Source organism: Flavobacterium sp. OHVDL-2026-0007 (assembly GCF_059882335.1).
In genome coordinates, this window is sequence record NZ_CM187612.1 from 2312929 (window position 1) to 2334087 (window position 21159).

Sequence of the window (21159 nt, forward strand, 5' to 3'; positions counted from 1 at the left end):
ATACAACTCTTTTTAAGATGCGCAATACCTAAAGCAAAAAAAAGTTATTTTTTTTAATAAGCCTTAGCAAAAAGAACTCTTTTTGAAGAAGGATTCCCAGTAAACACGCAGGTTCCCGCCTCCTCCACTGCATCCAAAGGAATACAACGAATGGTCGCTTTTGTCAAGTCTTTTATCTTCTCTTCAGTAGCAGCTGTACCGTCCCAATGAGCCGACACAAACCCTCCTTTTCCATCTAAAACTTCCTTAAACTCCTCAAAGCTATTTACTTCCGTAATATGTGTATTTCGATACGTTAATGCTTTATCAAATAATTCCTTTTGAATCTGTTCTAACAACTCATTCACATAATTCACAATTCCGTCAGCAGAAACAACCTCTTTTGTCAAAGTATCACGTCTTGCCACCTCAAAAGTTCCATTTTCTAAATCTTTTGGACCAACAGCAATTCGAACAGGAACCCCCTTCAATTCCCATTCAGCAAATTTAAATCCTGGCTTCTGAGTCGTACGATCATCATATTTAACTGAAATTTTAAGCTTTCTCAATTTCACAGTCAATTCATTAACCGCAGCAGTAATAGCAGCAAATTGCTCATCCGACTTATAAATCGGAACAATCACTACTTGTATAGGCGCTAAATTCGGAGGTAAAACCAATCCTTGATCATCGGAGTGCGTCATCACTAAAGCCCCCATTAAACGAGTCGAAACTCCCCATGAAGTCCCCCATACATATTCCTGTTTTCCTTCAGCATTAGCAAACTTAACATCAAAGGCTTTCGCAAAGTTTTGTCCTAAAAAGTGAGACGTACCTGCTTGCAAAGCTTTTCCATCTTGCATCAAAGCTTCTATACAATAAGTTTCATCAGCACCGGCAAAACGTTCCGTTTCGGTCTTTAAACCTTTCACCACAGGAATTGCCATGAAATTCTCAGCAAAATCCGCATAAACGTTCATCATCTTTTCAGATTCCTCTATAGCCTCCGCTTTGGTAGCATGAGCAGTATGCCCCTCCTGCCATAAGAATTCAGCAGTTCTCAAAAACAAACGCGTGCGCATTTCCCAACGCACCACATTCGCCCATTGATTAATTAACAAAGGTAAATCTCTATAAGACTGCACCCATCCTTTATATGTTGACCAAATAATTGCCTCACTTGTTGGACGAACAATAAGCTCTTCCTCCAACTTAGCATTTGGATCCACCATTAACTTTCCAGGTTTGTCTGGATCGTTTTTTAATCTATAATGTGTTACGATAGCACACTCTTTTGCAAATCCTTCCGCATTTTTCTCTTCAGCCTCAAACATGCTCTTAGGCACAAATAAAGGGAAGTACGCATTTTGATGTCCTGTTTCCTTAAACATTCTATCTAACTCAGCTTGCATTTTTTCCCAAATAGCATATCCGTACGGCTTAATCACCATACATCCTCTAACTCCTGAATTTTCGGCTAGATCCGCCTTTACAACCAGCTCGTTATACCATTTTGAATAATCTTCTGATCTTGTAGTGAGGTTCTTACTCATATTGAATAGTTTGGCACAAATTTTGTTTTAATAATTTTAACTAAATAGTTTGACAAAACTAACTATTTTTGTAATGTGCAACAATAAAAAACACCACAGATATGAAAACTAATATTTCTCTTCGCCGAAATTCAGCCCATTTTTACCTAATTGGATTACTGAGTTTTTTAGCAGCATCGTGTGGTTCATACCAAAACACTTCTTATCATGACAATGATGGAGTATATGGCAATACAACCACCGTATATGCTCGATCCAACAATAATAACAACAATAATAATCAATATAAGGATTACTTTAGATCATTACAAGATGACAACCAACCAACTGAAATCTTTACAGACGTAGACAGCTATGGCAATTACGCAGATAATGACAGCATACAAACTGCCTCTACAGCTTATCCAGCTTGGGGGAGCAGTAATTCTGAAGTAGCCGTTACTTTTTACACCAACCCAACTTGGTCTTTAGGCTTTGGTTTTGGCTTTGGATACCCTTATTATGGATGGGGTGGTTATGGAGGTTATTGGGACTATCCTTATTATGGATGGGGCTATCCTGGATGGGGTTACCCTAGTTGGGGCTACCCAGGTTGGGGAAGACCTAATTACGGATACAACAACTACAGCTATAACTATGGAAGAAGAGGTTCTGCAGCGTATTACGGAGGCAGAAATTATACTTCAAACAGAAACTATACTTCAAGTAGAGACTACTCCAATAGAAATAGCACCAATAGAAATTATACAAACAGAAATTACACCAACAGAAGCTACAGCACTACAGGTAGACAAAACAACTACTCCGATTACAGAAGAAGCTCTTCTACAAACGGACGAACCTATAACTCTAGCCCAAATTTCACAAACAGAAGAAGTGCTACTCAAAACAACAGTAATAATTACAACTACAGAAGAGGCAATTCAACAACTACAAACAGAAGCTACAATAACAGCAATAACAGCACCCCTTCGAGAAGCTACACACCTAGCCCATCCCGTTCATACAATAATACGGGAGGCGGAAGCATGAGATCATCATCATCTAGCAGCGGTAGCAGCAGCGGTGGCGGTGGCGGAAGATCATATAGCGGCGGTGGCGGTGGCGGAAGAAGATAATTCCTTCTTCCACCTATCAAAAGATTCACATTAAAACTTATCTAAATGAAAAAAATATTCTTCCTATTTATTACAGGATTAACTTTTAGCGCCTCGTATTCTCAAGAAGTTTCTGATGCTGTCCGTTATTCACAAGACAATCTGACTGGAACAGCCCGATTTAGAGCAATGAGTGGCGCATTTGGAGCAGTTGGAGGAGACTTATCATCATTAACTGTCAATCCAGCAGGGTCAGCTATATTTTCAAACAATCAAATGAGCGTTACTTTTAGTAATCAAGACACTAAAAACAACTCCAACTATTTCGGTACACAAACTAGTGACAAAGACAACACCTTTACACTAAACCAAGCAGGTGCCGTTTTTGTTTTTCATGACCGCAATCCAAATAACAATTGGAAAAAAATTGCCGTTGGAGCAACATTTGAAAACACCAACAATTTCAATAACAATATTTTCTCAGCTGGGACAAACCCAACAAACTCTATAGACGGTTATTTTCTAGCTTACGCTAACGGAATCAGCCTTGGAGATATTACCAAAATAGCCTACAAAGATCAATTTTTTGACGAGCAACAAGCTCACATGGGGTATTATGGTCACGTAATTAATCCCGTTAGCGACACTGATGGCAACACACAGTACACTAGCAACGTTCCTGCCGGCGGTAACTACTACCATGAAAATGAAATCCACACTACTGGATACAACAGTAAATTAAGTTTCAATATCGCGACATCATACAAAGACCGAATTTATTTAGGAGCCAACCTAAACGTTCATATTACCGACTTTAGAAGATACCACAGCTTCTATGAAGACAATGCAAATCCTTTACAAGCCAGCGAAACCATATCGAGCTTACGTTTTAACAACGACCTCTATACCTATGGAAATGGATTTTCTTTCCAACTTGGAGCCATTGCAAAAGTAACAGAATCATTCCGACTTGGTTTAGCTTATGAATCAAATACTTGGTACGAGCTTTACGACGAAACATCTCAAAGCTTAAACTCGACAAGACAAGCCAATGGAGGCGAACTAATTAACGCCGTGGTCAATCCAAAAATCGTAAACGTATACGATTCTTATACTTTGCAAACACCCGGAAAAACTACTTTTAGTGCAGCTTATATCTTTGGAAAATCAGGATTAATCAGCGTTGATTACGCAATTAAAGATTACGGAAACAGCACATACAAACCAACAACCGATGCTGGTTTTAGCGCATTAAACAATGATATTAGCAACCAATTAACCAACAACGGAGAGCTGCGAATTGGTGCGGAATACAAAATAAATCAACTAAGCTTACGTGGTGGATACCGTTACGAAGGAAGCCCTTATAAAAACGGAACAACAATTGGAGATTTAACCAGTTATTCTGGTGGTTTAGGTTATAGTTTCGGAGGAACTAAACTAGACCTTGCCTATTCTTATCTAGAAAGAGAATCAAATCAAGGTTTTTTTAATACTGGATTTACCGACGGCGCGAACATTACATCAAAACTAAACAACGTCACACTTACTCTATTATTTGAATTGTAATTAGAAACAAATAGATCAATGAAGATTTCCGTTATGCTTTGCCTAACGGATTTTTTTTACCCAATCTAAAGCAATACCTTTTTTACCACAGCCTTCTTTACAATATCCAGCACTAACCACAGCATTAGCTTCATAAAAAACACCTAAAAGAAACCGAAACAAGCGGTGTTTGAATAAAAAAGCGTAATTTTGCACTCCAATTTATAAAAGTATGAGAACCAAGTCTTTAAAAAAGAACAAAATTAACGTAATCACTCTTGGATGTTCTAAGAATGTGTATGATAGCGAAGTATTGATGGGACAACTTCGTGCCAATGGAAAAGAAGTAACACATGAAGCACCAGCAGCAGAGGAAGGAAACATTATCGTAATCAACACTTGTGGTTTTATTGATAATGCAAAGGCAGAATCAGTAAACATGATTTTGGAATATGCTGATAAAAAAGAGAAAGGGTTAGTTGATAAAGTTTTCGTAACAGGATGTCTATCCGAGCGTTACAGACCTGATTTAGAAAAAGAAATTCCCAATGTAGATCAATATTTTGGTACAACAGAGTTGCCTCAATTATTGAAAGCGCTAGGGGCAGATTATAAACATGAATTACTAGGAGAACGTTTAACCACCACTCCAAAAAACTATGCTTACTTAAAAATTGCAGAAGGTTGCGACAGACCTTGTAGTTTTTGTGCTATTCCACTTATGCGTGGAAAACACGTTTCACAAACTATTGAAAAATTAGTTAAAGAAACAGAAGGCTTAGCTAAAAACGGTGTTAAAGAATTAATTCTTATCGCTCAAGATTTAACCTATTATGGTCTTGACATTTACAAAAAGAGAAATCTTGCAGAACTTCTAGAAGCTTTGGTAAAAGTAGAAGGAATTGAATGGATTCGTTTGCATTATGCCTTCCCTACTGGATTCCCGATGGATGTACTAGAAGTAATGAAACGCGAGCCTAAAATTTGTAACTACATTGACATTCCATTACAACATATTTCGGATGCTATCCTAAAATCAATGCGTCGTGGTACTACCCAAGCCAAAACAACTCAATTATTAAAAGATTTCCGTGCTGCTGTTCCTGGAATGGCTATCAGAACAACTTTAATTGTTGGATACCCTGGTGAAACTCAAGAAGATTTTGAAATTTTGAAAGATTTTGTTCAAGAAATGAAATTTGACAGAATGGGATGTTTTGCTTATTCTCACGAAGAAAACACTCATGCTTATTTACTTGAAGATGATGTTCCAGACGATGTTAAACAAGCTAGAGCTAATGAGATTATGGAATTGCAATCGCAAATTTCATGGGATCTTAATCAAGAAAAAGTAGGCCAAGTTTTCAAATGCATCATTGACAGAAAAGAAGGTGCCCATTTTGTTGGTAGAACAGAATTTGATAGCCCAGATGTTGATAATGAGGTTTTAATCGACGCTTCTAAGCATTATGTAAAAACAGGAGAGTTTGTTAATATTAAAATAATTGAAGCAACAGAATTTGATTTATACGGAGAACCTGCTTAAATTTACGCTGAACTAGTATCCACTTTTGATAAAAATACTTTTATGAAACCTATTCCATCATTATTCCTTTTAGTTTTCACCTTATTATGTTTTAATACTGTTTCTGCCCAATACGGCTACGGGAACGGATATAACAACGGTTATGGCGGAGGCGGTTATGGAAGAAATGGCGGAATGGGCATGGATAGAAGTATGATGCAAGGTCAACAAAGCACCCCTAGCAAACCTAAAGAAGTTCCTGTTGAGGAAACAGCTGCTCTACTTGTAGAACAAATGAAACCAGTAGTGAATTTAGATGAACTTCAAGCTATTGCCGTAGCCAATGTCTTAGCAGATAGCATGAGAGAACAAGGTATCCTATTGAAAAACGAAAGTAGCAATCAAGAGCAAAAATTTGAACAAATAAAAGCCCTTAGAGAAAGCACTAATAAAAAAATAGCCGCCTTCTTGAACCCAGATCAAGTGGAGAAATACACCGCTTTTATGGCTGATTTTAAAGAAATAAAAAAAACGAAGTCAAAAAAGAAAAGAGATTCTAAAGAAGAAGTGAAAAAAGAAGAAGTAAAAAAAGAAACTGAAGCAATAAAAGCACAACAATAATTGTTTTAACTTCATTCCATACACCTCTAACCAACTAAACATGGCTAAAAAAACTTTTTGTTATCTAATTCTAGCAATCATTGTTGCCTCTTGCTCGACTAATCCTTACAAATCAACCGAAAAAGTTTACGATCAACAACTTAAAACTTTTGAAACCCAAATTACCAGCAAGCAACCTCAACCAATTCCAGCAATTAGTCCTGTAGTTATTGATACGTCTTATGCACAGCAATTGGGTATTATAAAAGATTCTATATCAAAAACAGGATCAACAGCTTTACAAAATGGTATCAATACAGAATGGATTGGCACGGTTAATTTCAACCTAAGAAAACCTAGCTTTGTTATTATCCACCATACTGCTCAAGATTCTATACAACAAACAATCAATACGTTCACCAAGACCAGAACTCAAGTAAGCGCCCATTACATCATTTCCGAAAATGGAAAAGTTGTTCAGATGCTTAATGACTACTTAAGAGCTTGGCATGCTGGGAATGCCTCTTGGGGTAAAAACACAGATTTAAACTCCTGCTCTATTGGAATAGAACTAGACAACAACGGCTTTAAACCCTTTACTGAATCACAAATCAGCAGCTTAGTAGCCCTTTTAACTAAACTAAAAAAAGACTACAATATTCCGACTCAGAACTTTCTAGGTCATGCTGATATTGCACCAGGAAGAAAACAAGACCCTAGCGCTTTATTTCCTTGGAAAACACTAGCTGAAAAAGGATTCGGAATTTGGCAGGATGAATATTTAGAAGAAGCTCCATTTGATTTTAAAATCGAGCCTGCTTTGAGAATTATCGGATACAACACTAAGAATCTTTCGGCGGCGATAATGGCTTTTAAACTACATTACATTCAAACCGATACCAGTGCTCTTTTAGATCGGAAAACAATAGATACCATCTATTCCATTTACAAAAAACAGATTCAATAGCAACATCGAATCTTACTTATACTTAAAAACGCGTTTCCTATATCTTTAGAAACGCGTTTTTTATTGGTCGTCTTTTCCAAGACTCTCCCGTAGGCAAGACTCTTTACTTCAGCATCAAATAACAGCAAGCCAACCACTGCTCAGCCTAAAAGACATCATCGCTAGTTACCAATAGAGCCCCATCAATATAATGCCTTTGCTCTTTAAACAAAAAACTGCCGAAATACCAATGTATTTCGACAGTTCCAAAAAAAAAAAATATCAATCTTAATTTCTAGAAAGAATAGGTGGTCGCAATTAAGCCAAAGAATGACCCAGCTGTTGCTAATGTGTTTTTATTCAAAAAGATGTCTTCCGAAGCAGCGTCGTATCTTAATTCAGGAATTATGGTCAATTTCCCTACTTTATAATTTAGTGATATCGTATTGGCAAAAACATTTGACCCAGCTAGAGTACCTAAACTTGATGCTGCATCTTTAGCATCAAAATACTCCATTCTATACGCTAAACTTAAAGAGGGTTTAAAGGCGTAATTAGCATAGCCAACTAAAGCAAACCACTCTCCGTCGTCCAGATTTGAAAGATCATTCTTTGTTTTAGCATAAGTAGCATTAAATCCAAGTCCGAAACGATCATTGATCGCTTTCGAAGCAACTAAATCAAACTGGGTTTTATTCTCTAAAGAAGAGGGATTACTACTCCCTGAAGTAAAGTTTAAATAAGCACTACCCGTTTCTCCTATATACCCAACTTGCCCTATATAGGTCTTCTGACTCGAGCCCGCATCCATGGCCGATTTAAAATCCGTCGGATTAGTAACACCCAACATAGCGGTAAATTTCCCAGAAGTATACTGTGCTTTCACCCCAGTATTAAAAAAGGGACCATATGAAAATGCATAAGACATACTGTAATTTTTATTATCGACTGCATCTAGTACTTCATAACCAATATGCGTCCCAAAACTACCTGCCACCACTTTAAATTTATCCGTAATCTGGTAGGTAAAAAACAACTGTTTAATTAAGAATTTCGAGTTAACATCTTTATCCGATGTTTCGTTATAAGAAAACTCTCCAGCTCTTTTTCCGAATCCTAAATCTACAAAAACTGACGCTTTCCCAAATGTATGACTCGCTTCAATCGAGGCCATCCCTAACTCAAAAGAATCCTGTGAGTTCGTAAAGCTTGTTAATCCATTCATTTGTTTGGAAAAATCATATTTATAATAGACATCTGCGGATCCTCCCCAAGTAGTCGCTGGCGAAACCGAAGCCTCTTTATCATCTTGAGCAAAAACAAAAGAGCTCGTTAACATCGCAGCTAAAATGTGTACTACTTTTTTCATGTTTTAATTGGTTTTTAGTTATTAATTGATTTTGGTTAGTTAATCTTTTATATCGCTATTGAACAGCATAAGTCTTTTCTAAAATCTACAATCCCCCCTTAAACCTCTTCATTTTCTTAAGCGAATTTATTAACTTTTATACGAGCAAAAGAATTCAAATACACTTATTTAATGTTTTACACGAAGAATTATGGATTACAAAAATTAACTCCACTATAATCTTAATTTGATATTTATCGATATTCGTTTTTAAAAATACAATAATGGTATTACCCCCTAAAAAATACAATCAAAATAAAAATTACACACAAAAAATCACCAACACAACAACAAAAACACAACAAATAAAAACTACACCCCTATTAAAACACACAGTAACAACCTAAATAAACAAAAATACAGTTTCAACATCCTAAAACAAAACATCCTAAAAGCTACAAAAACAAGCTGGCAAATTCCTACAAAAACAAAAAGCAAAAAGAAGCAACTAAGACCTATAATCACCTACTGTAAAATCAAAAGAAAACAAGATCATCTATTACTACCGACCCTTTACCTGACACCTCAATATGCCAGCTTCCCTTGCGCTGAACAGAACTACACTGCAGTGGATTCCTCCACTATAAACGTTAGTAATTGCGTATAAAAGAAAAAACATTAGCTAAGTACTCCGCACGCCCAGCCCAATCCTTTTAAATCGGCCAATCTTAGTATTATTTGGGCAAAAAAAAAGACGCACTAGTGCGTCTTTCTCTTTTGCTGTATTTTACTTTATCTTAGGATTTTTTCAATTTCATTTAATTCATCTGCTGTAAAATCCAAATTTTGCAAGCACTCAATATTATTATTTAATTGATTTACAGAACTTGCCCCGATTAAAACAGAAGTAATTCGTTTGTCTTTTTGCAACCAAGACAAAGCCATTTGTGCTAAAGATTGATTTCTATTTGTAGCAATATCATTCAACTGAATTAACTTCGAAATGCGCTCCTGCGTCACTTCATCTTCCTTTAAATGCCCATTTGGATTATGTGCTCTTGAATTCTCCGGTATTCCTTTCAGATATTTATCTGTTAAAAGACCTTGTGCTAATGGTGAAAATGCAATACAACCAACACCTTTCTCTTCCAGAACATCCAATAAACCATCTTCCACCCAGCGCTCTAACATGGAGTATTTGGCTTGATGAATTAAACAAGGTGTTCCCAACTGTTTTAAAACATCAACGGCTACTCTTGTTTGCTCTGCCGAATAATTACTAATCCCCACATACAAAGCTTTCCCAGATCGCACTGCATAATCTAATGCCATCATGGTTTCCTCAATAGGTGTTTCTGGATCAGGGCGGTGAGAATAAAAAATATCGACATAATCAACCTTCATTCTTTTCAAACTCTGGTCCAAACTTGACAATAAATACTTTCTAGATCCCCAATCTCCATAAGGTCCATCCCACATGGTATACCCTGCTTTGGTCGAAATAATAATTTCATCTCTGAGATTCCCCTGAAAGTTATGCCATAGAATTTTACCAAAATTAGTTTCAGCAGAACCCGGAACTGGCCCATAGTTATTGGCTAAGTCAAAATGAGTAATTCCTTTATCGAAAGCTTCGACTGCAATACTTTCTGCATTTTCAAAATTATCTACCGAACCGAAATTATGCCATAATCCTAAAGAAATCTGCGGTAACAATAAACCGCTCTTTCCGCATCTGTTGTATTTCATTATTGAAAATTAAATGTTTAAAATTAAATAAACCCAAGCGCTATAAAAGCACTCAGCTTTGAATATCGAAAGGTACTTATTTTTTCATTTCCTTTCCAAATTATAAACTCCAGTAGCTTGTCCATAAGGGAAGACATAGCTGCTTTCTTACTGAGAAACAAAACAAGAAGCTGGCAAATTGGCTTTGTTAAACAAATCCGATTGCAAGGTATTGCTCCAAGCAAAACGAGCTCTGAATGGCTCATCCACCTTTTCACTAGTCAAAATCACTTGTTCATCTTCAATACTAGCCGCTGCTAAGTAAAAAACACCATCCCTCCCCGCCAATTCAAACTGGGTTGATTTCCCACCTTTAAAATACAGTCCATCACTATAATCAAATGAAATAATAGCTTTGTTCTGATCTATTACCATACCCGAAAAAAGCGGACTATTTACTAAATCAGTTATGGCTTTATACTTATGCACTAAAGCCAAACTAGCCAACCGAATACCGACTGACTTTTTATCCTTCGGGTGAATATCTACCGTATCAGAAACATCACTGATCACTATCATTTCGGTATTGGAAACTGCTGCAAGTACTTTACGCTGTGCATCCCTTATCAAAGCATTAGCAACATTATTACGTCCTGTTTTACAAGGAGCAATTTGAACAAAATAAAACGGAAAATCGTCTTCCCAAACCCTCCTCCAAGATCGAATCAAAGCCGCTAAGGTTTTATCGTACACTAATGATCCAACATTGGATTCTCCTTGATACCAAAGTACACCCGCCACACTAAACCCTACCAAAGGATAAATCATTGCATTATAAGCACGTCCTGGTTGCCGTGGTTCATATTCTTGCCCATTGAGTTTAATGGCACTTTCTAATAAAACAGCATCCTGCTTTACAACTTCTTCGGGTATCCATATTTCAGCTGGCGTTCCTCCCCAGCTTGAAGAAATTAATCCCACTGGCACATCAATCAATTCTTCTCTTAAACGTTGGGCAAAAAAATACCCTACTGCGCTAAAATACTTCATGGTTTCCGGACTTGATTCGGTCCAATTCCCCAGTAGATTATCTTGAGGAGTTGAAGCCGTCAATTGTGGAACTGTAAAAAAACGAATAGCCGCAGCGGAGGCATTGTTCACTTCCTCCTCCGCATTATCGATTCCCCAACTTGCTGACATCTCCATATTGGACTGCCCAGAACAAACCCAAACTTCCCCAAGTAAAACATTATGAAGTATCACTTCGTTATTTCCCTTTATCCAAATAGTGTAAGGTCCCCCTGCATCAAGAGTTTTAATTTTTAACTCCCATTTTCCCCGATCATTAGCCTCCACTTTGTACTCCTGATGGTTCCAACTAGAAACCAATTTAATTTCCTCTGTTGGATTCGCCCATCCCCAAATTTTCACTTCAGAATTACGCTGTAAAACCATATTATCACCAAAAATATTGGGAAGAGAAACTTTTGCCATCATAGTACTGAAAATCATTAAATGAAAACAAACTTAAATATAATATTTTTCATTTAGTACTATTTAAATAGCAAACCAATTCATTATTCAAAACCTAAGCATTGGCCCGATTCAAGTACCGCATCCCCTTTAAGCACTTCAGGATCAAAACCAACTTCAGCCCAAAAAAGACATAAAAAAAACTCCAAATACATAATATACTTGGAGTTTCAACTTTATAACTAACCTAAACTTTTAAATCACCGTTCCTTTTAAGGTAAGTACCTTTGGAGTAGTTTCTGCGCTTGTTGTTACCGTAACTGTTTTACTAAACGCACCTTTATTTGCTGCATTATAAGTCGCTGTAATTTTCGCTGATTTACCAGGAAGAATTGGTTCTTTTGTATAATCTGTTGCAGTACATCCGCAAGATCCTTGAACAGTTGTAATCACCACTGCCGTTTTTCCCGTATTTTTAAATTCGTACACAATTGCTTTTGGCGTTCCTTGTGGAATCTGCCCTACATCAATGGTTTCTGCTTTCCATACAATAGTGGCAGCTGCTAGCTCCACTTTTGCATCTACTTTTGCATCTGCAGTTAAAGAGTTAACTGGAGCAATTGCTGAAAAAGACATTAAACCTAAAGCCAATGCCAGCATTGAAATTTTGATCATTTTCATAGTTATTTATTTTTAGTGATTTATGGTTCTTATTTTCTATTTCAAAACTAACTCAGATAAAATTAAATCGCTGTTAAGTGGTTTCAAATGTTTGTTAATGACTTGTTAATACATCATTATAACTATAAAATTGATTAATATTACACTTTAATAAATTCCTGTTTTTGAAAATAAACAAACTCAATAGTATCATTATTTTAGGACTAGTAGCCATTGTCAGTATATTGGTTGCGCAACTGCTTTGGACCAAAGAAGCCTTTACTTTAGAGCAAAAAAAACTAAGTCAGAAAACCCATATTGCCTTACTAGAAGTAGCTAGAAAATTATACGAAGGCACCAATCACGAACTTCCCGCTCAAAGCCCCATCCAGAAAATTGCCAACGATTATTATATTGTCAATGTCGATAATGACTTTGAACCGGATATTTTAGAATTCTATTTAAAAACGGAATTTAAAAAAATGAACATCTCAACTGACTTCGAGTATGCCATGTACAATTGTCAGAGTGACGAAATGGTTTATGGAAACTACGTCTCATTGTCGGACAAAGGAAAAGCAAAACAGTCCGTTCATTTTCCTAAGCACAAAAATTTAGTGTATTATTTTGCAATTCGCTTCCCTAATGAAACCTCCTATCTGTTCAGTTCAATGCGCTTTTGGTTTGTACTTTCGATCGCCTTGATCCTTATTCTTCTGATTTATGTTTATTCGATTTTTACACTTTTACAGCAAAAGAAATATTCTGAATTGCAACGTGACTTTATTAATAATATGACACATGAATTCAAAACACCCTTATCCTCTATATTAATTGCGTCCCAGTACTTAATTGAACAAAAACCGATTAAAGAAGACAAGAAGTTATATACCTATACCGATATTATCATTAATCAAAGCCATAAACTCAACAGCCATATTGAGAAGATTTTAAACATTGCAAAAGCAGATCACACTCCTTTGGAATTAAAAAAAGAAAGCGTTTTACTTGTTCCCATTATAGAAGAAACCATAAGAAACATCCAATTAAAATACCCTACAGCCAAAATCAACTTAACATCAGATTCAGCTCAGTATCAAATTCAAACAGATGTTTTTCATTTATCGAACTTGATTTACAATTTATTAGACAATGCTGTTAAATATTGTACCGAAGAACCTGAAATTACCGTAGCCATCACTGTTGAAAATCAAATTTTAAAACTAGCCTTTATTGATAATGGAATCGGAATACCCTCCAAAAACATTCCTTTTATCTTTGATAAATTCTATCGCATTCAAAACGAAAAAAGCAACGAAGTCACTGGTTTTGGGTTGGGCTTATATTACGTTAAAGAGATCTGCAACCTACAAAATTGGAAAATAAGCGCTCAAAGCAATCTAACAAGCGGCATTACTATAACCTTGTCAATTCCTTATAAAAAATGAAAAATTGCAAAATCCTTTATACAGAAGATGATGAAACCTTAGCGTTTCTTACCAAAGATAATTTAGAGCAAAACCATTATGAGGTTACACATTGTAGCGATGGAAAATCAGGGTTAGAAACCTTTAAAAAAGAGAATTTCGATATTTGTATTCTCGACATTATGATGCCCAAAATGGATGGCTTTGAGCTAGCAACACGAATAAGACAAAACAATAACGATATTCCCATTATTTTTCTATCTGCCAAAACATTAAAAGAAGATCGAATAAAAGGCCTGCGACTTGGCGCTGATGATTATCTGGTAAAGCCTTTTAGCATAGAAGAGTTACTTTTAAAAATAGAAATTTTCTTGAAGCGTTCGCAAAAAATTCTTCCAACAGAAAAATCATTTTATGAAATTGGCAAATACCAATTTGACATTAACAATTTCATTCTCTTCAATGAAAATGAAAAAATTACACTCACCCAACGCGAGTCCGAACTTTTAAAATTGTTTCTGGATAATAAAAATTCTGTTCTAAAAAGGGAACAAATTTTAACTTCACTTTGGGGCGATGATGATTATTTTATGGGACGCAGTTTGGATGTTTTTATTTCTCGTTTGCGTAAAATTCTAATTAACGAAGAAGGGATCTCCATAGAAAACTTACATGGAATCGGATTTCGATTTACCATTTAAACTATTGGCTTAAATCAATTCAAAAATTCGTATTTTTAATATCTAATTTTTCTTGATATGAAATTACACCATTTACGTAACGCTACTTTTGTTATTGAAACAGATCAGCATATGATTCTGGTCGATCCCATGTTAGGAAAGAGAAAAACACTCCCGCCTTTTACACTCTTTCGTTACAAACCCAAACGAAACCCACTTGTAGGTTTACCCAAAAACAGCAGGGAAATTTTGAGTCAAGTAACCCATTGTTTGATTACACACTTACATCCTGATCATATTGACAAAGCAGGCGAAATTTTTTTAAGACGAAAAAGCATTCCTGTTATTTGCAGTAGCAAAGATGAAAAAAGACTACAACAAAGAGGTTTACAAACCATTCAAGCTTTGAATTATTGGGAACCTCAAGCTTTTTTAGATGGGAAAATAACAGGAATTCCAGCGGTTCACGGTTATGGCTATATTGCTAAACCAATGGGAAATGTAATGGGATTTTACATCGAACTGCCAGAGGAAAAATCCATCTACATCAGTGCAGACACCATTTTTACACCAGCTGTAGAGAAAGTTTTAACGCAATTCAAACCACAAATTGCTGTGGTGGCTTGTGGCACCGCCAGATTAGATTTTGGCCAACCTTTATTGATGAGAATGAATGACATTTTGAAATTTGTTACCCTAGCTCCTGGTCAAGTATTCGCCAATCATTTAGAAGCCTTAAACCATTGCCCAACTACCCGATCCGAATTAAGAACCGCCCTTAATGAACAGCATCTTCTCTCAAAGGTATCCATCCCAGAAGATGGAGAAAGTGTTTTGTATTAGTTTTACAAAACCAACAAGCCAAATTCACGCAAAGTATTTATTGGTTTTGAATACCAAAACAATTCAAAATCCACTAAGGTTGTTTCAAAATCATTCTTTACTTCTTGGAACGTATAATTTTTAGCATTTGAAATCGTAATTTTTGTTAAGATTTCAAGTAACCATTCTCCTTCGTTTTTATTGGTTTGAATCGTAAAACTTTCTTTTTTGTCGTGGAAAGTAAAGGTCATCATTTCCCAACTTTGTCCTTTTTTAGATTTCGTAAAGTACTCCACTGAAGGTTTACCACCTAACCACACTACTTTTGCATTGGGCTTGGTATTAAAATCATTTCCTTCTTCTAGGGCATTAAAAATAAAATCGGGGTCAATTTTAGTCTTCGGGATCTTAAATTCAAACCAGTCTTGCAACTCATAGTCCAGACAAATTCCGTGCATAAAATTAAAGAGTGATTTTTTTAATCCGAAACTAAACTTATCATGATTGATACCAGTGGCATCCGTATACTCAATATCGTTATTAGCAAAAGTACCAATGGATTCTGTTGTTTTTTTAACCCCAAATTGCTCCGGATACAATCCCACAGGACTGTGAGCCGTCATGGCAAATTGATGCCAAAATCCAGATTGTAACGTTCCAGCCTCAAACAACTGACGCACCATTTCCAAACTATCTACGGTTTCTTGAATGGTTTGTGTGGGATAGCCATACATCAAATAGGCGTGAACCATGATTCCAGCCTCGGTGAAATTCCGAGTTACTTTAGCTACTTGTTCTACAGTTACTCCTTTATCAATTAACTTCAATAGTCGATCAGAGGCCACCTCTAAACCACCAGAAACAGCAATGCATCCAGAAGCTTTCAAGAGCAAGCATAAATCTTTACTAAAGCTTTTTTCAAAACGAATATTCGTCCACCAAGTCACGGCTAATTTTCGGCGTAAAATCTCCAATGCCAAAGCTCTCATTAAAGCTGGAGGCGCTGCTTCATCAACAAAATGAAAGCCATTTTGTCCGGTCTGCAACATCATTTCTTCCATTCGATCACAGAGCAAATTGGCGGCAACAGGTTCGTATACTTTGATATAATCCAATGAAATATCACAAAAAGTACATTTCCCCCAATAACAGCCATGAGCCATCGTAAGTTTATTCCAACGGCCATCACTCCACATTCGGTGCATAGGATTTACAATTTCGATCACCGAAATATAGTGATCCAAAGGCAAATCGGAATAATCTGGTGTACCTACTTGGGCTTGCTTATAATCTTGTTTTAAAGAGTTGTTTTTATACACTACCGCTCCGTTTTCCAGTAGAAACGTTCTTTTGTACTGCTTCTCTACTTCAGTAGAAGTCACCGCACGAATCAGTTCCTCTATTGGCACTTCACCATCATCTAAAGTGATGAAATCAAAAAACTCAAAAACGCGTGCATCGGAAAGCGAACGCAATTCGGTATTAGGGAAACCACCACCCATAGAAATTTTTACTTCTGGATAATGTTGTTTAACCCATTGTGCACATCGAAAGGCGCTATATAAATTCCCTGGAAAGGGAACGGAAATTAAGAAAAAGGTTGGCTTAACCACTTCTATCTTCGCTTTTAAAAGAGAAATTAAAATCGAATCGATATAGGTAGGTTTCTGCTGTAAGGCTCCATACAATTCATCGAAAGAATTAGCACTTCGTCCTAAACGTTCGGCATATCGGCTAAAACCAAAATTTTCATCGACACATTCCACAATGAAATCAGAAATATCTTCAAGATATAAAGTCGCCAAATGTTTGGCCTTATCCTGTGTCCCCATACTACCAAAAGCCCAATCAAGCTCTTCCAACTGTGCAAAGCGAGAAGCTTCAGGAAGAAAATCTTCTTGACAGATCTGTAAAGCTAGCGTTGGATTTTTTCCTTGTAAAAACTGGATTATGGCATCAATGGTTTTGATGTACTCCTCCTGTAAAGCAAAAATACGTTTGGAGTTATCTGATATTTCAGCAGCAGCACCTGAGGCAGAAATCCAAGTGGGCGAAGCAAAGCTCGCACTTGAAAACTCAAACAAATCAGTCAAACCTTTCTTGGAAAACAACTGTAAAATCACGTCAATACCCAAATCTGCCTGAACAGATTCGATATTTTTAGTATTCAAAAATCCTTTTATATAAGCCGTTGCTGGATACGGTGTATTCAGTTGCGTAAAAGGTGGTGTGACGATAAAGAGTTTGGTTTCCAAAAGAAATATTTTCTGCAAAAATAAGGCATATTTAGGGACTTTCTATGAAAAGATTCCACTGGCTCATTTAAGTTTTATTTTTTAGACCGTTACTTAAAAATCTACTCTGATTGAAATCTACACGACAAATCAAAGAAGACGCAAAAGCTTCAAACTAAAAAACAGTAGCAAAAAGGCTTTTGCTACTGTTTACTTATTTTAAATTTTATCCAAATTTGCATCACTTCTTTAGAAAGATACAAAAGAAATTGAGTACTAAAACTGATGTACTTTTTTAGAAATCACTAAAAATGAAACTAAAGATATTAAAGCCGCTGCAGTCAAATAAAACCCAACGTAACTCAAACCATAAGTAGTGGCCAACCAAATGGCAATCATTGGCGCAAATGCTGCACCTAAAATACCTGCCATATTAAAAGTCAATGAAGCTCCTGAGTAACGAACTGTGGTTGGAAATAACTCTGATAAGAAAGTCCCTAAGGGTCCGTAAGTAAAGCCCATCAATGACATGCCCATACAAACAAAAGCAGTCACCATTACTGGATTACCTGAATTAAGGAAATACGAAAAGAAAAATCCAAAAGCAGCAATAGCTGCAGTGGTAATAATTAATATTTTTCGACGACCAATTTTATCGGCAACCAAAGCCGATATCGGAATAAAAAGAGCAAAAAACAAAACCGAAAACAATTGGATTAACAAAGCATCTCTTTTGGTAAAACCTAAGTCAGATGTCGCCCAACTAAGGGTAAATACCGTCATGAGATAAAAAACCAAAAAGGTAGTGATAGCACATAAGGTTCCAAAAATCAATTGATTTTTATAGGATTTCAGTAAGGTAAAAAACGGAACTTTCACTTCTTCTTGTTCCATTTTAGAGTTTTCAAAAGCTGGAGTTTCACTTATTTTCAAACGAATATAAAAACCCACTAAAACTAAAAGAGAACTTGCTATAAATGGAATTCTCCATCCATAATCCATAAAAGCTTCAGCGCTCATACTGTCTGTTAAAATCAAGAAAGTACCACCCGAGAGCAATAAACCTATAGGTGCTCCTAATTGTGGAAACATTCCATACCAAGCACGTTTGTGCGGTGGTGCATTTTCAATAGCCAACAAAACAGCGCCACCCCATTCACCTCCTAAACCAACTCCTTGACCGAAGCGACACAACATCAACAAAATAGGTGCTGCAATTCCAATACTGGCATAACTCGGTAAAAAACCAATGGCTATAGTCGATAATCCCATGGTCAATAAGGCGACCACTAAAGTCACTTTACGTCCTATTTTATCTCCATAATGTCCGAAAACGGCAGAACCCAAGGGTCTCGATAAAAAGGCAATGGAAAAAGTAGCCAATGATTCAAGTGTCGAATTCGTACTATCGGCTCCAGGGAAAAACAATTGAGGAAAGACCAATACCGCAGCATTGGCATAAATATAAAAGTCGAAAAATTCAATAGTGGTACCGATTAGGGAACCAAAAAGAATATGTTTTAAGGAATTCTCCTGATTAGGTTTAGTCTTCATGTAAAATAGATATAACTTTTTTTTTTGCAAAAATAGAATTTCATTATTAATTAATCAGTTTTTCAATATTTAGTTTCCGAACCATAAGGCTTTTTAACAAATTATACTCATTTTCAATTTTTAAAAATTACTCCAAAACAAAAAACCATTAAAAACTTGGTTATAAGGCTTTTATAACAAAAATCATAAATCACATCATAAGCAATCGTTAAAACGATTTTTAACTCCATATTTTCCTTAAATTTACCACTATCAAAAAATAAATTTTAAATTATGCCTACAGACTGTATCAGCTATCAAACCTCAGGATATTTCTCTAAATTAATACAAGATTATTTAGATCAAAAACCAGAATTACAACCGCTGTACAATCATTTCCCAAGCTTGGAGAACTTTGAAAAACAAATCACGGAAAAGCAAGTAAACTTTGACCAGGCCAACCGAATCCCCTTGGTTGCCACCTTAAAAAAACAATACCAAGATCTTGATATCTCCGATTCGACAAAGCAAAATATCGAGCTTCTATCGCTTTCCAATACGTTTACTATAACCACTGGCCATCAACTAAATTTATTTAGTGGTCCCTTGTATTTCTTATATAAAATTATCTCAACGGTTAACCTAACCAAGGAATTAAAATTAAAATATCCCAGCTATAATTTTGTTCCCATTTATTGGATGGCAACCGAAGATCATGATTTTGAAGAGATCAATTATTTTAATTATAAAGGAAAAAAGTTCAGATGGAACCAAGACAGTACAGGTCCAGTTGGAAGGCTTTCCACAGAAGGTTTGGCTGATTTTTTTGAAATTTATTCTTTAGAACTAGGCTCAAGCACAAATGCCAACGCCTTAAAAAAATTATTCGAAGAAGCCTACCTAAAACACCCCAACCTAGCCGATGCTACTCGATTCTTAGCCAATCATTTATTTGCTAATAATGGCTTGGTCATTTTAGATGCGGATGATGCGAATTTGAAACGTGCCTTTATTCCCTATATCACAGAAGAATTAGAAAATCAATCGTCTTATAAAGCCGTTGAGCAAACCATTACAAAACTTAAGGATTACGCCATCCAAGTAAATCCTCGTGAAATCAATCTATTTTACATCGAAGATGAGCTACGTGAGCGCATCATTTTTGAAAACGGAAAATATAAAGTAAACAATACTCGAATTGAATTTGAAGGTAGAGCCATCTTCGACCTTTTAGAATCTAACCCAGAGAAATTCAGCCCCAATGTGATCATGCGTCCTTTGTACCAGGAAATTATTCTACCTAACTTATGTTACATCGGTGGAGGCGGAGAAATAGCTTATTGGTTGGAATTAAAATCGTTCTTTGACCAGGTAAACATCACCTTCCCCATGCTTTTAGTGCGAAACTCAGTTCTAATCAGCACTGAAAAACAAGCCAAAAAAGCAGACAAATTAGGATTGAGCTGGCAAGATCTGTTTACCAAACCCGCTGAACTAGCCAATGCTATCACCCATAAATTATCTTCATTTCCAATTGACTTAACACCTCAAAAAGAAATTTTAGCCAAACAATTTCAAGAGCTCTCAGCCCTAGCGTTAAAAACGGACAAATCCTTTATTGGCGCAGTAAAAGCACAAGAAGTCAAACAAATTAAAGGTTTAGAAAACTTAGAAAAACGTTTACTAAAAGCGCAAAAAAGGAAATTACAGGATGAACTTCAGCGCGTAGCTGATTTACAAGCTGAATTATTCCCGAACCAAAGCCTTCAAGAACGTCAAGCTAACTTTTCAGAATTTTATTTAGAAAAAGGCGAGCAATTGATTCCGCTACTATCGCAAAAATTAAAACCATTAGAAACGAACTTTAACATCATCACGATATAAAAAAAACAGCCTAGCATACCGTAATAATTTCAAGAATAAATAACCACTTGCTTCTTTAATTATTGCCTCTCTAAACCAAATAGTAACTTTTTAAAAACAAAAACTAACCTATTTTCAAAAAT

Annotated in this window: 16 protein-coding genes; 9 read left to right on the forward strand and 7 right to left on the reverse strand. The window is 36.1% G+C overall.

The window, feature by feature from the left end; translation table 11 throughout:
* Nucleotides 1–53 precede the first annotated feature (53 nt).
* A complete protein-coding gene (proS, locus tag AC51AA_RS08990; protein ID WP_500701785.1) occupies nt 54–1532 on the reverse strand; it encodes a proline--tRNA ligase in 1479 nt (492 codons plus the stop codon).
* Between the two features lie 101 nt (nt 1533–1633).
* Here proS and AC51AA_RS08995 point away from each other — a divergent pair, with 101 nt between their 5' ends.
* The 5 genes from AC51AA_RS08995 (at nt 1634) to AC51AA_RS09015 (ending at nt 7269) form a co-directional block, all read left to right on the forward strand.
* On the forward strand, nt 1634–2650 hold the full coding sequence (locus tag AC51AA_RS08995) for a hypothetical protein (RefSeq protein ID WP_500701786.1): 1017 nt from the start codon (nt 1634–1636) through the stop codon (nt 2648–2650).
* A 45-nt stretch (nt 2651–2695) separates the two neighbouring features.
* Nucleotides 2696–4198: an OmpP1/FadL family transporter gene (locus tag AC51AA_RS09000; RefSeq protein ID WP_500701787.1), complete on the forward strand. Its 1503-nt coding sequence runs from the start codon at nt 2696–2698 to the stop codon at nt 4196–4198.
* 211 nt (nt 4199–4409) lie between these two features.
* Nucleotides 4410–5723 carry a 30S ribosomal protein S12 methylthiotransferase RimO gene (gene rimO / locus AC51AA_RS09005; RefSeq protein ID WP_500701788.1) on the forward strand — a complete coding sequence of 438 codons (1314 nt, stop codon included), beginning with the start codon at nt 4410–4412 and terminating at the stop codon, nt 5721–5723.
* A 42-nt stretch (nt 5724–5765) separates the two neighbouring features.
* Nucleotides 5766–6323 carry a hypothetical protein gene (locus tag AC51AA_RS09010; protein ID WP_500701789.1) on the forward strand — a complete coding sequence of 186 codons (558 nt, stop codon included), beginning with the start codon at nt 5766–5768 and terminating at the stop codon, nt 6321–6323.
* A 40-nt stretch (nt 6324–6363) separates the two neighbouring features.
* On the forward strand, nt 6364–7269 hold the full coding sequence (locus AC51AA_RS09015) for an N-acetylmuramoyl-L-alanine amidase (protein ID WP_500701790.1): 906 nt from the start codon (nt 6364–6366) through the stop codon (nt 7267–7269).
* Nucleotides 7270–7543: 274 nt separating this feature from the next.
* On the opposite strand, the gene AC51AA_RS09020 is transcribed toward AC51AA_RS09015, so the two are convergent.
* The 4 genes from AC51AA_RS09020 to AC51AA_RS09035 form a co-directional block, all read right to left on the reverse strand.
* On the reverse strand, nt 7544–8617 hold the full coding sequence (locus tag AC51AA_RS09020) for an outer membrane beta-barrel protein (protein ID WP_500701791.1): 1074 nt from the start codon (nt 8615–8617) through the stop codon (nt 7544–7546).
* Between the two features lie 771 nt (nt 8618–9388).
* Entirely contained in the window at nt 9389–10345 is a 957-nt protein-coding gene (locus tag AC51AA_RS09025) for an aldo/keto reductase (protein WP_500701792.1), read from the reverse strand.
* A gap of 147 nt (nt 10346–10492) precedes the next feature.
* Nucleotides 10493–11836 (reverse strand): sialate O-acetylesterase, encoded by a 1344-nt coding sequence (locus AC51AA_RS09030; protein WP_500701793.1) that lies wholly within the window; start codon nt 11834–11836, stop codon nt 10493–10495.
* A 216-nt stretch (nt 11837–12052) separates the two neighbouring features.
* The gene (locus tag AC51AA_RS09035) at nt 12053–12478 is read right to left on the reverse strand and encodes a DUF1573 domain-containing protein (protein ID WP_500701794.1); all 426 of its coding nucleotides are present in this window, start codon (nt 12476–12478) and stop codon (nt 12053–12055) included.
* A 164-nt stretch (nt 12479–12642) separates the two neighbouring features.
* On the opposite strand from AC51AA_RS09035, the gene AC51AA_RS09040 reads away from it, so the two are divergent.
* Genes AC51AA_RS09040 through AC51AA_RS09050 form a run of 3 tightly spaced genes read left to right on the forward strand, consistent with a single transcriptional unit; the run spans nt 12643 to nt 15407 of the window.
* A complete protein-coding gene (locus AC51AA_RS09040) occupies nt 12643–13905 on the forward strand; it encodes a sensor histidine kinase (protein WP_500701795.1) in 1263 nt (420 codons plus the stop codon).
* A complete protein-coding gene (locus AC51AA_RS09045) occupies nt 13902–14585 on the forward strand; it encodes a response regulator transcription factor (protein WP_500701796.1) in 684 nt (227 codons plus the stop codon). Before AC51AA_RS09040 ends, AC51AA_RS09045 begins: the two co-directional genes overlap by 4 nt.
* A gap of 57 nt (nt 14586–14642) precedes the next feature.
* On the forward strand, nt 14643–15407 hold the full coding sequence (locus tag AC51AA_RS09050) for an MBL fold metallo-hydrolase (RefSeq protein ID WP_500701797.1): 765 nt from the start codon (nt 14643–14645) through the stop codon (nt 15405–15407).
* A 2-nt stretch (nt 15408–15409) separates the two neighbouring features.
* On the opposite strand, the gene AC51AA_RS09055 is transcribed toward AC51AA_RS09050, so the two are convergent.
* Both AC51AA_RS09055 and AC51AA_RS09060 read right to left on the reverse strand, forming a co-directional pair.
* Nucleotides 15410–17641: a B12-binding domain-containing radical SAM protein gene (locus tag AC51AA_RS09055; protein ID WP_500705625.1), complete on the reverse strand. Its 2232-nt coding sequence runs from the start codon at nt 17639–17641 to the stop codon at nt 15410–15412.
* 255 nt (nt 17642–17896) lie between these two features.
* Complete coding sequence (locus tag AC51AA_RS09060) at nt 17897–19174, reverse strand: MFS transporter (RefSeq protein WP_500701798.1); 1278 nt, start codon at nt 19172–19174, stop codon at nt 17897–17899.
* Between the two features lie 273 nt (nt 19175–19447).
* Between AC51AA_RS09060 and bshC the strand changes: the two genes are divergently transcribed.
* Nucleotides 19448–21037: a bacillithiol biosynthesis cysteine-adding enzyme BshC gene (gene bshC, locus AC51AA_RS09065; protein ID WP_500701799.1), complete on the forward strand. Its 1590-nt coding sequence runs from the start codon at nt 19448–19450 to the stop codon at nt 21035–21037.
* The last annotated feature ends 122 nt before the right edge of the window (nt 21038–21159 follow it).

Bases quoted from the DNA above. Each gene is read 5' to 3' on its own strand.
- proS (WP_500701785.1), bottom strand. From the start codon at position 1,532: ATGAGTAAGAACCTCACTACAAGATCAGAAGATTATTCAAAATGGTAT.
- AC51AA_RS08995 (WP_500701786.1), top strand. From the start codon at position 1,634: ATGAAAACTAATATTTCTCTTCGCCGAAATTCAGCCCATTTTTACCTA.
- AC51AA_RS09000 (WP_500701787.1), top strand. From the start codon at position 2,696: ATGAAAAAAATATTCTTCCTATTTATTACAGGATTAACTTTTAGCGCC.
- rimO (WP_500701788.1), top strand. From the start codon at position 4,410: ATGAGAACCAAGTCTTTAAAAAAGAACAAAATTAACGTAATCACTCTT.
- AC51AA_RS09010 (WP_500701789.1), top strand. From the start codon at position 5,766: ATGAAACCTATTCCATCATTATTCCTTTTAGTTTTCACCTTATTATGT.
- AC51AA_RS09015 (WP_500701790.1), top strand. From the start codon at position 6,364: ATGGCTAAAAAAACTTTTTGTTATCTAATTCTAGCAATCATTGTTGCC.
- AC51AA_RS09020 (WP_500701791.1), bottom strand. From the start codon at position 8,617: ATGAAAAAAGTAGTACACATTTTAGCTGCGATGTTAACGAGCTCTTTT.
- AC51AA_RS09025 (WP_500701792.1), bottom strand. From the start codon at position 10,345: ATGAAATACAACAGATGCGGAAAGAGCGGTTTATTGTTACCGCAGATT.
- AC51AA_RS09030 (WP_500701793.1), bottom strand. From the start codon at position 11,836: ATGATTTTCAGTACTATGATGGCAAAAGTTTCTCTTCCCAATATTTTT.
- AC51AA_RS09035 (WP_500701794.1), bottom strand. From the start codon at position 12,478: ATGAAAATGATCAAAATTTCAATGCTGGCATTGGCTTTAGGTTTAATG.
- AC51AA_RS09045 (WP_500701796.1), top strand. From the start codon at position 13,902: ATGAAAAATTGCAAAATCCTTTATACAGAAGATGATGAAACCTTAGCG.
- AC51AA_RS09050 (WP_500701797.1), top strand. From the start codon at position 14,643: ATGAAATTACACCATTTACGTAACGCTACTTTTGTTATTGAAACAGAT.
- AC51AA_RS09060 (WP_500701798.1), bottom strand. From the start codon at position 19,174: ATGAAGACTAAACCTAATCAGGAGAATTCCTTAAAACATATTCTTTTT.
- bshC (WP_500701799.1), top strand. From the start codon at position 19,448: ATGCCTACAGACTGTATCAGCTATCAAACCTCAGGATATTTCTCTAAA.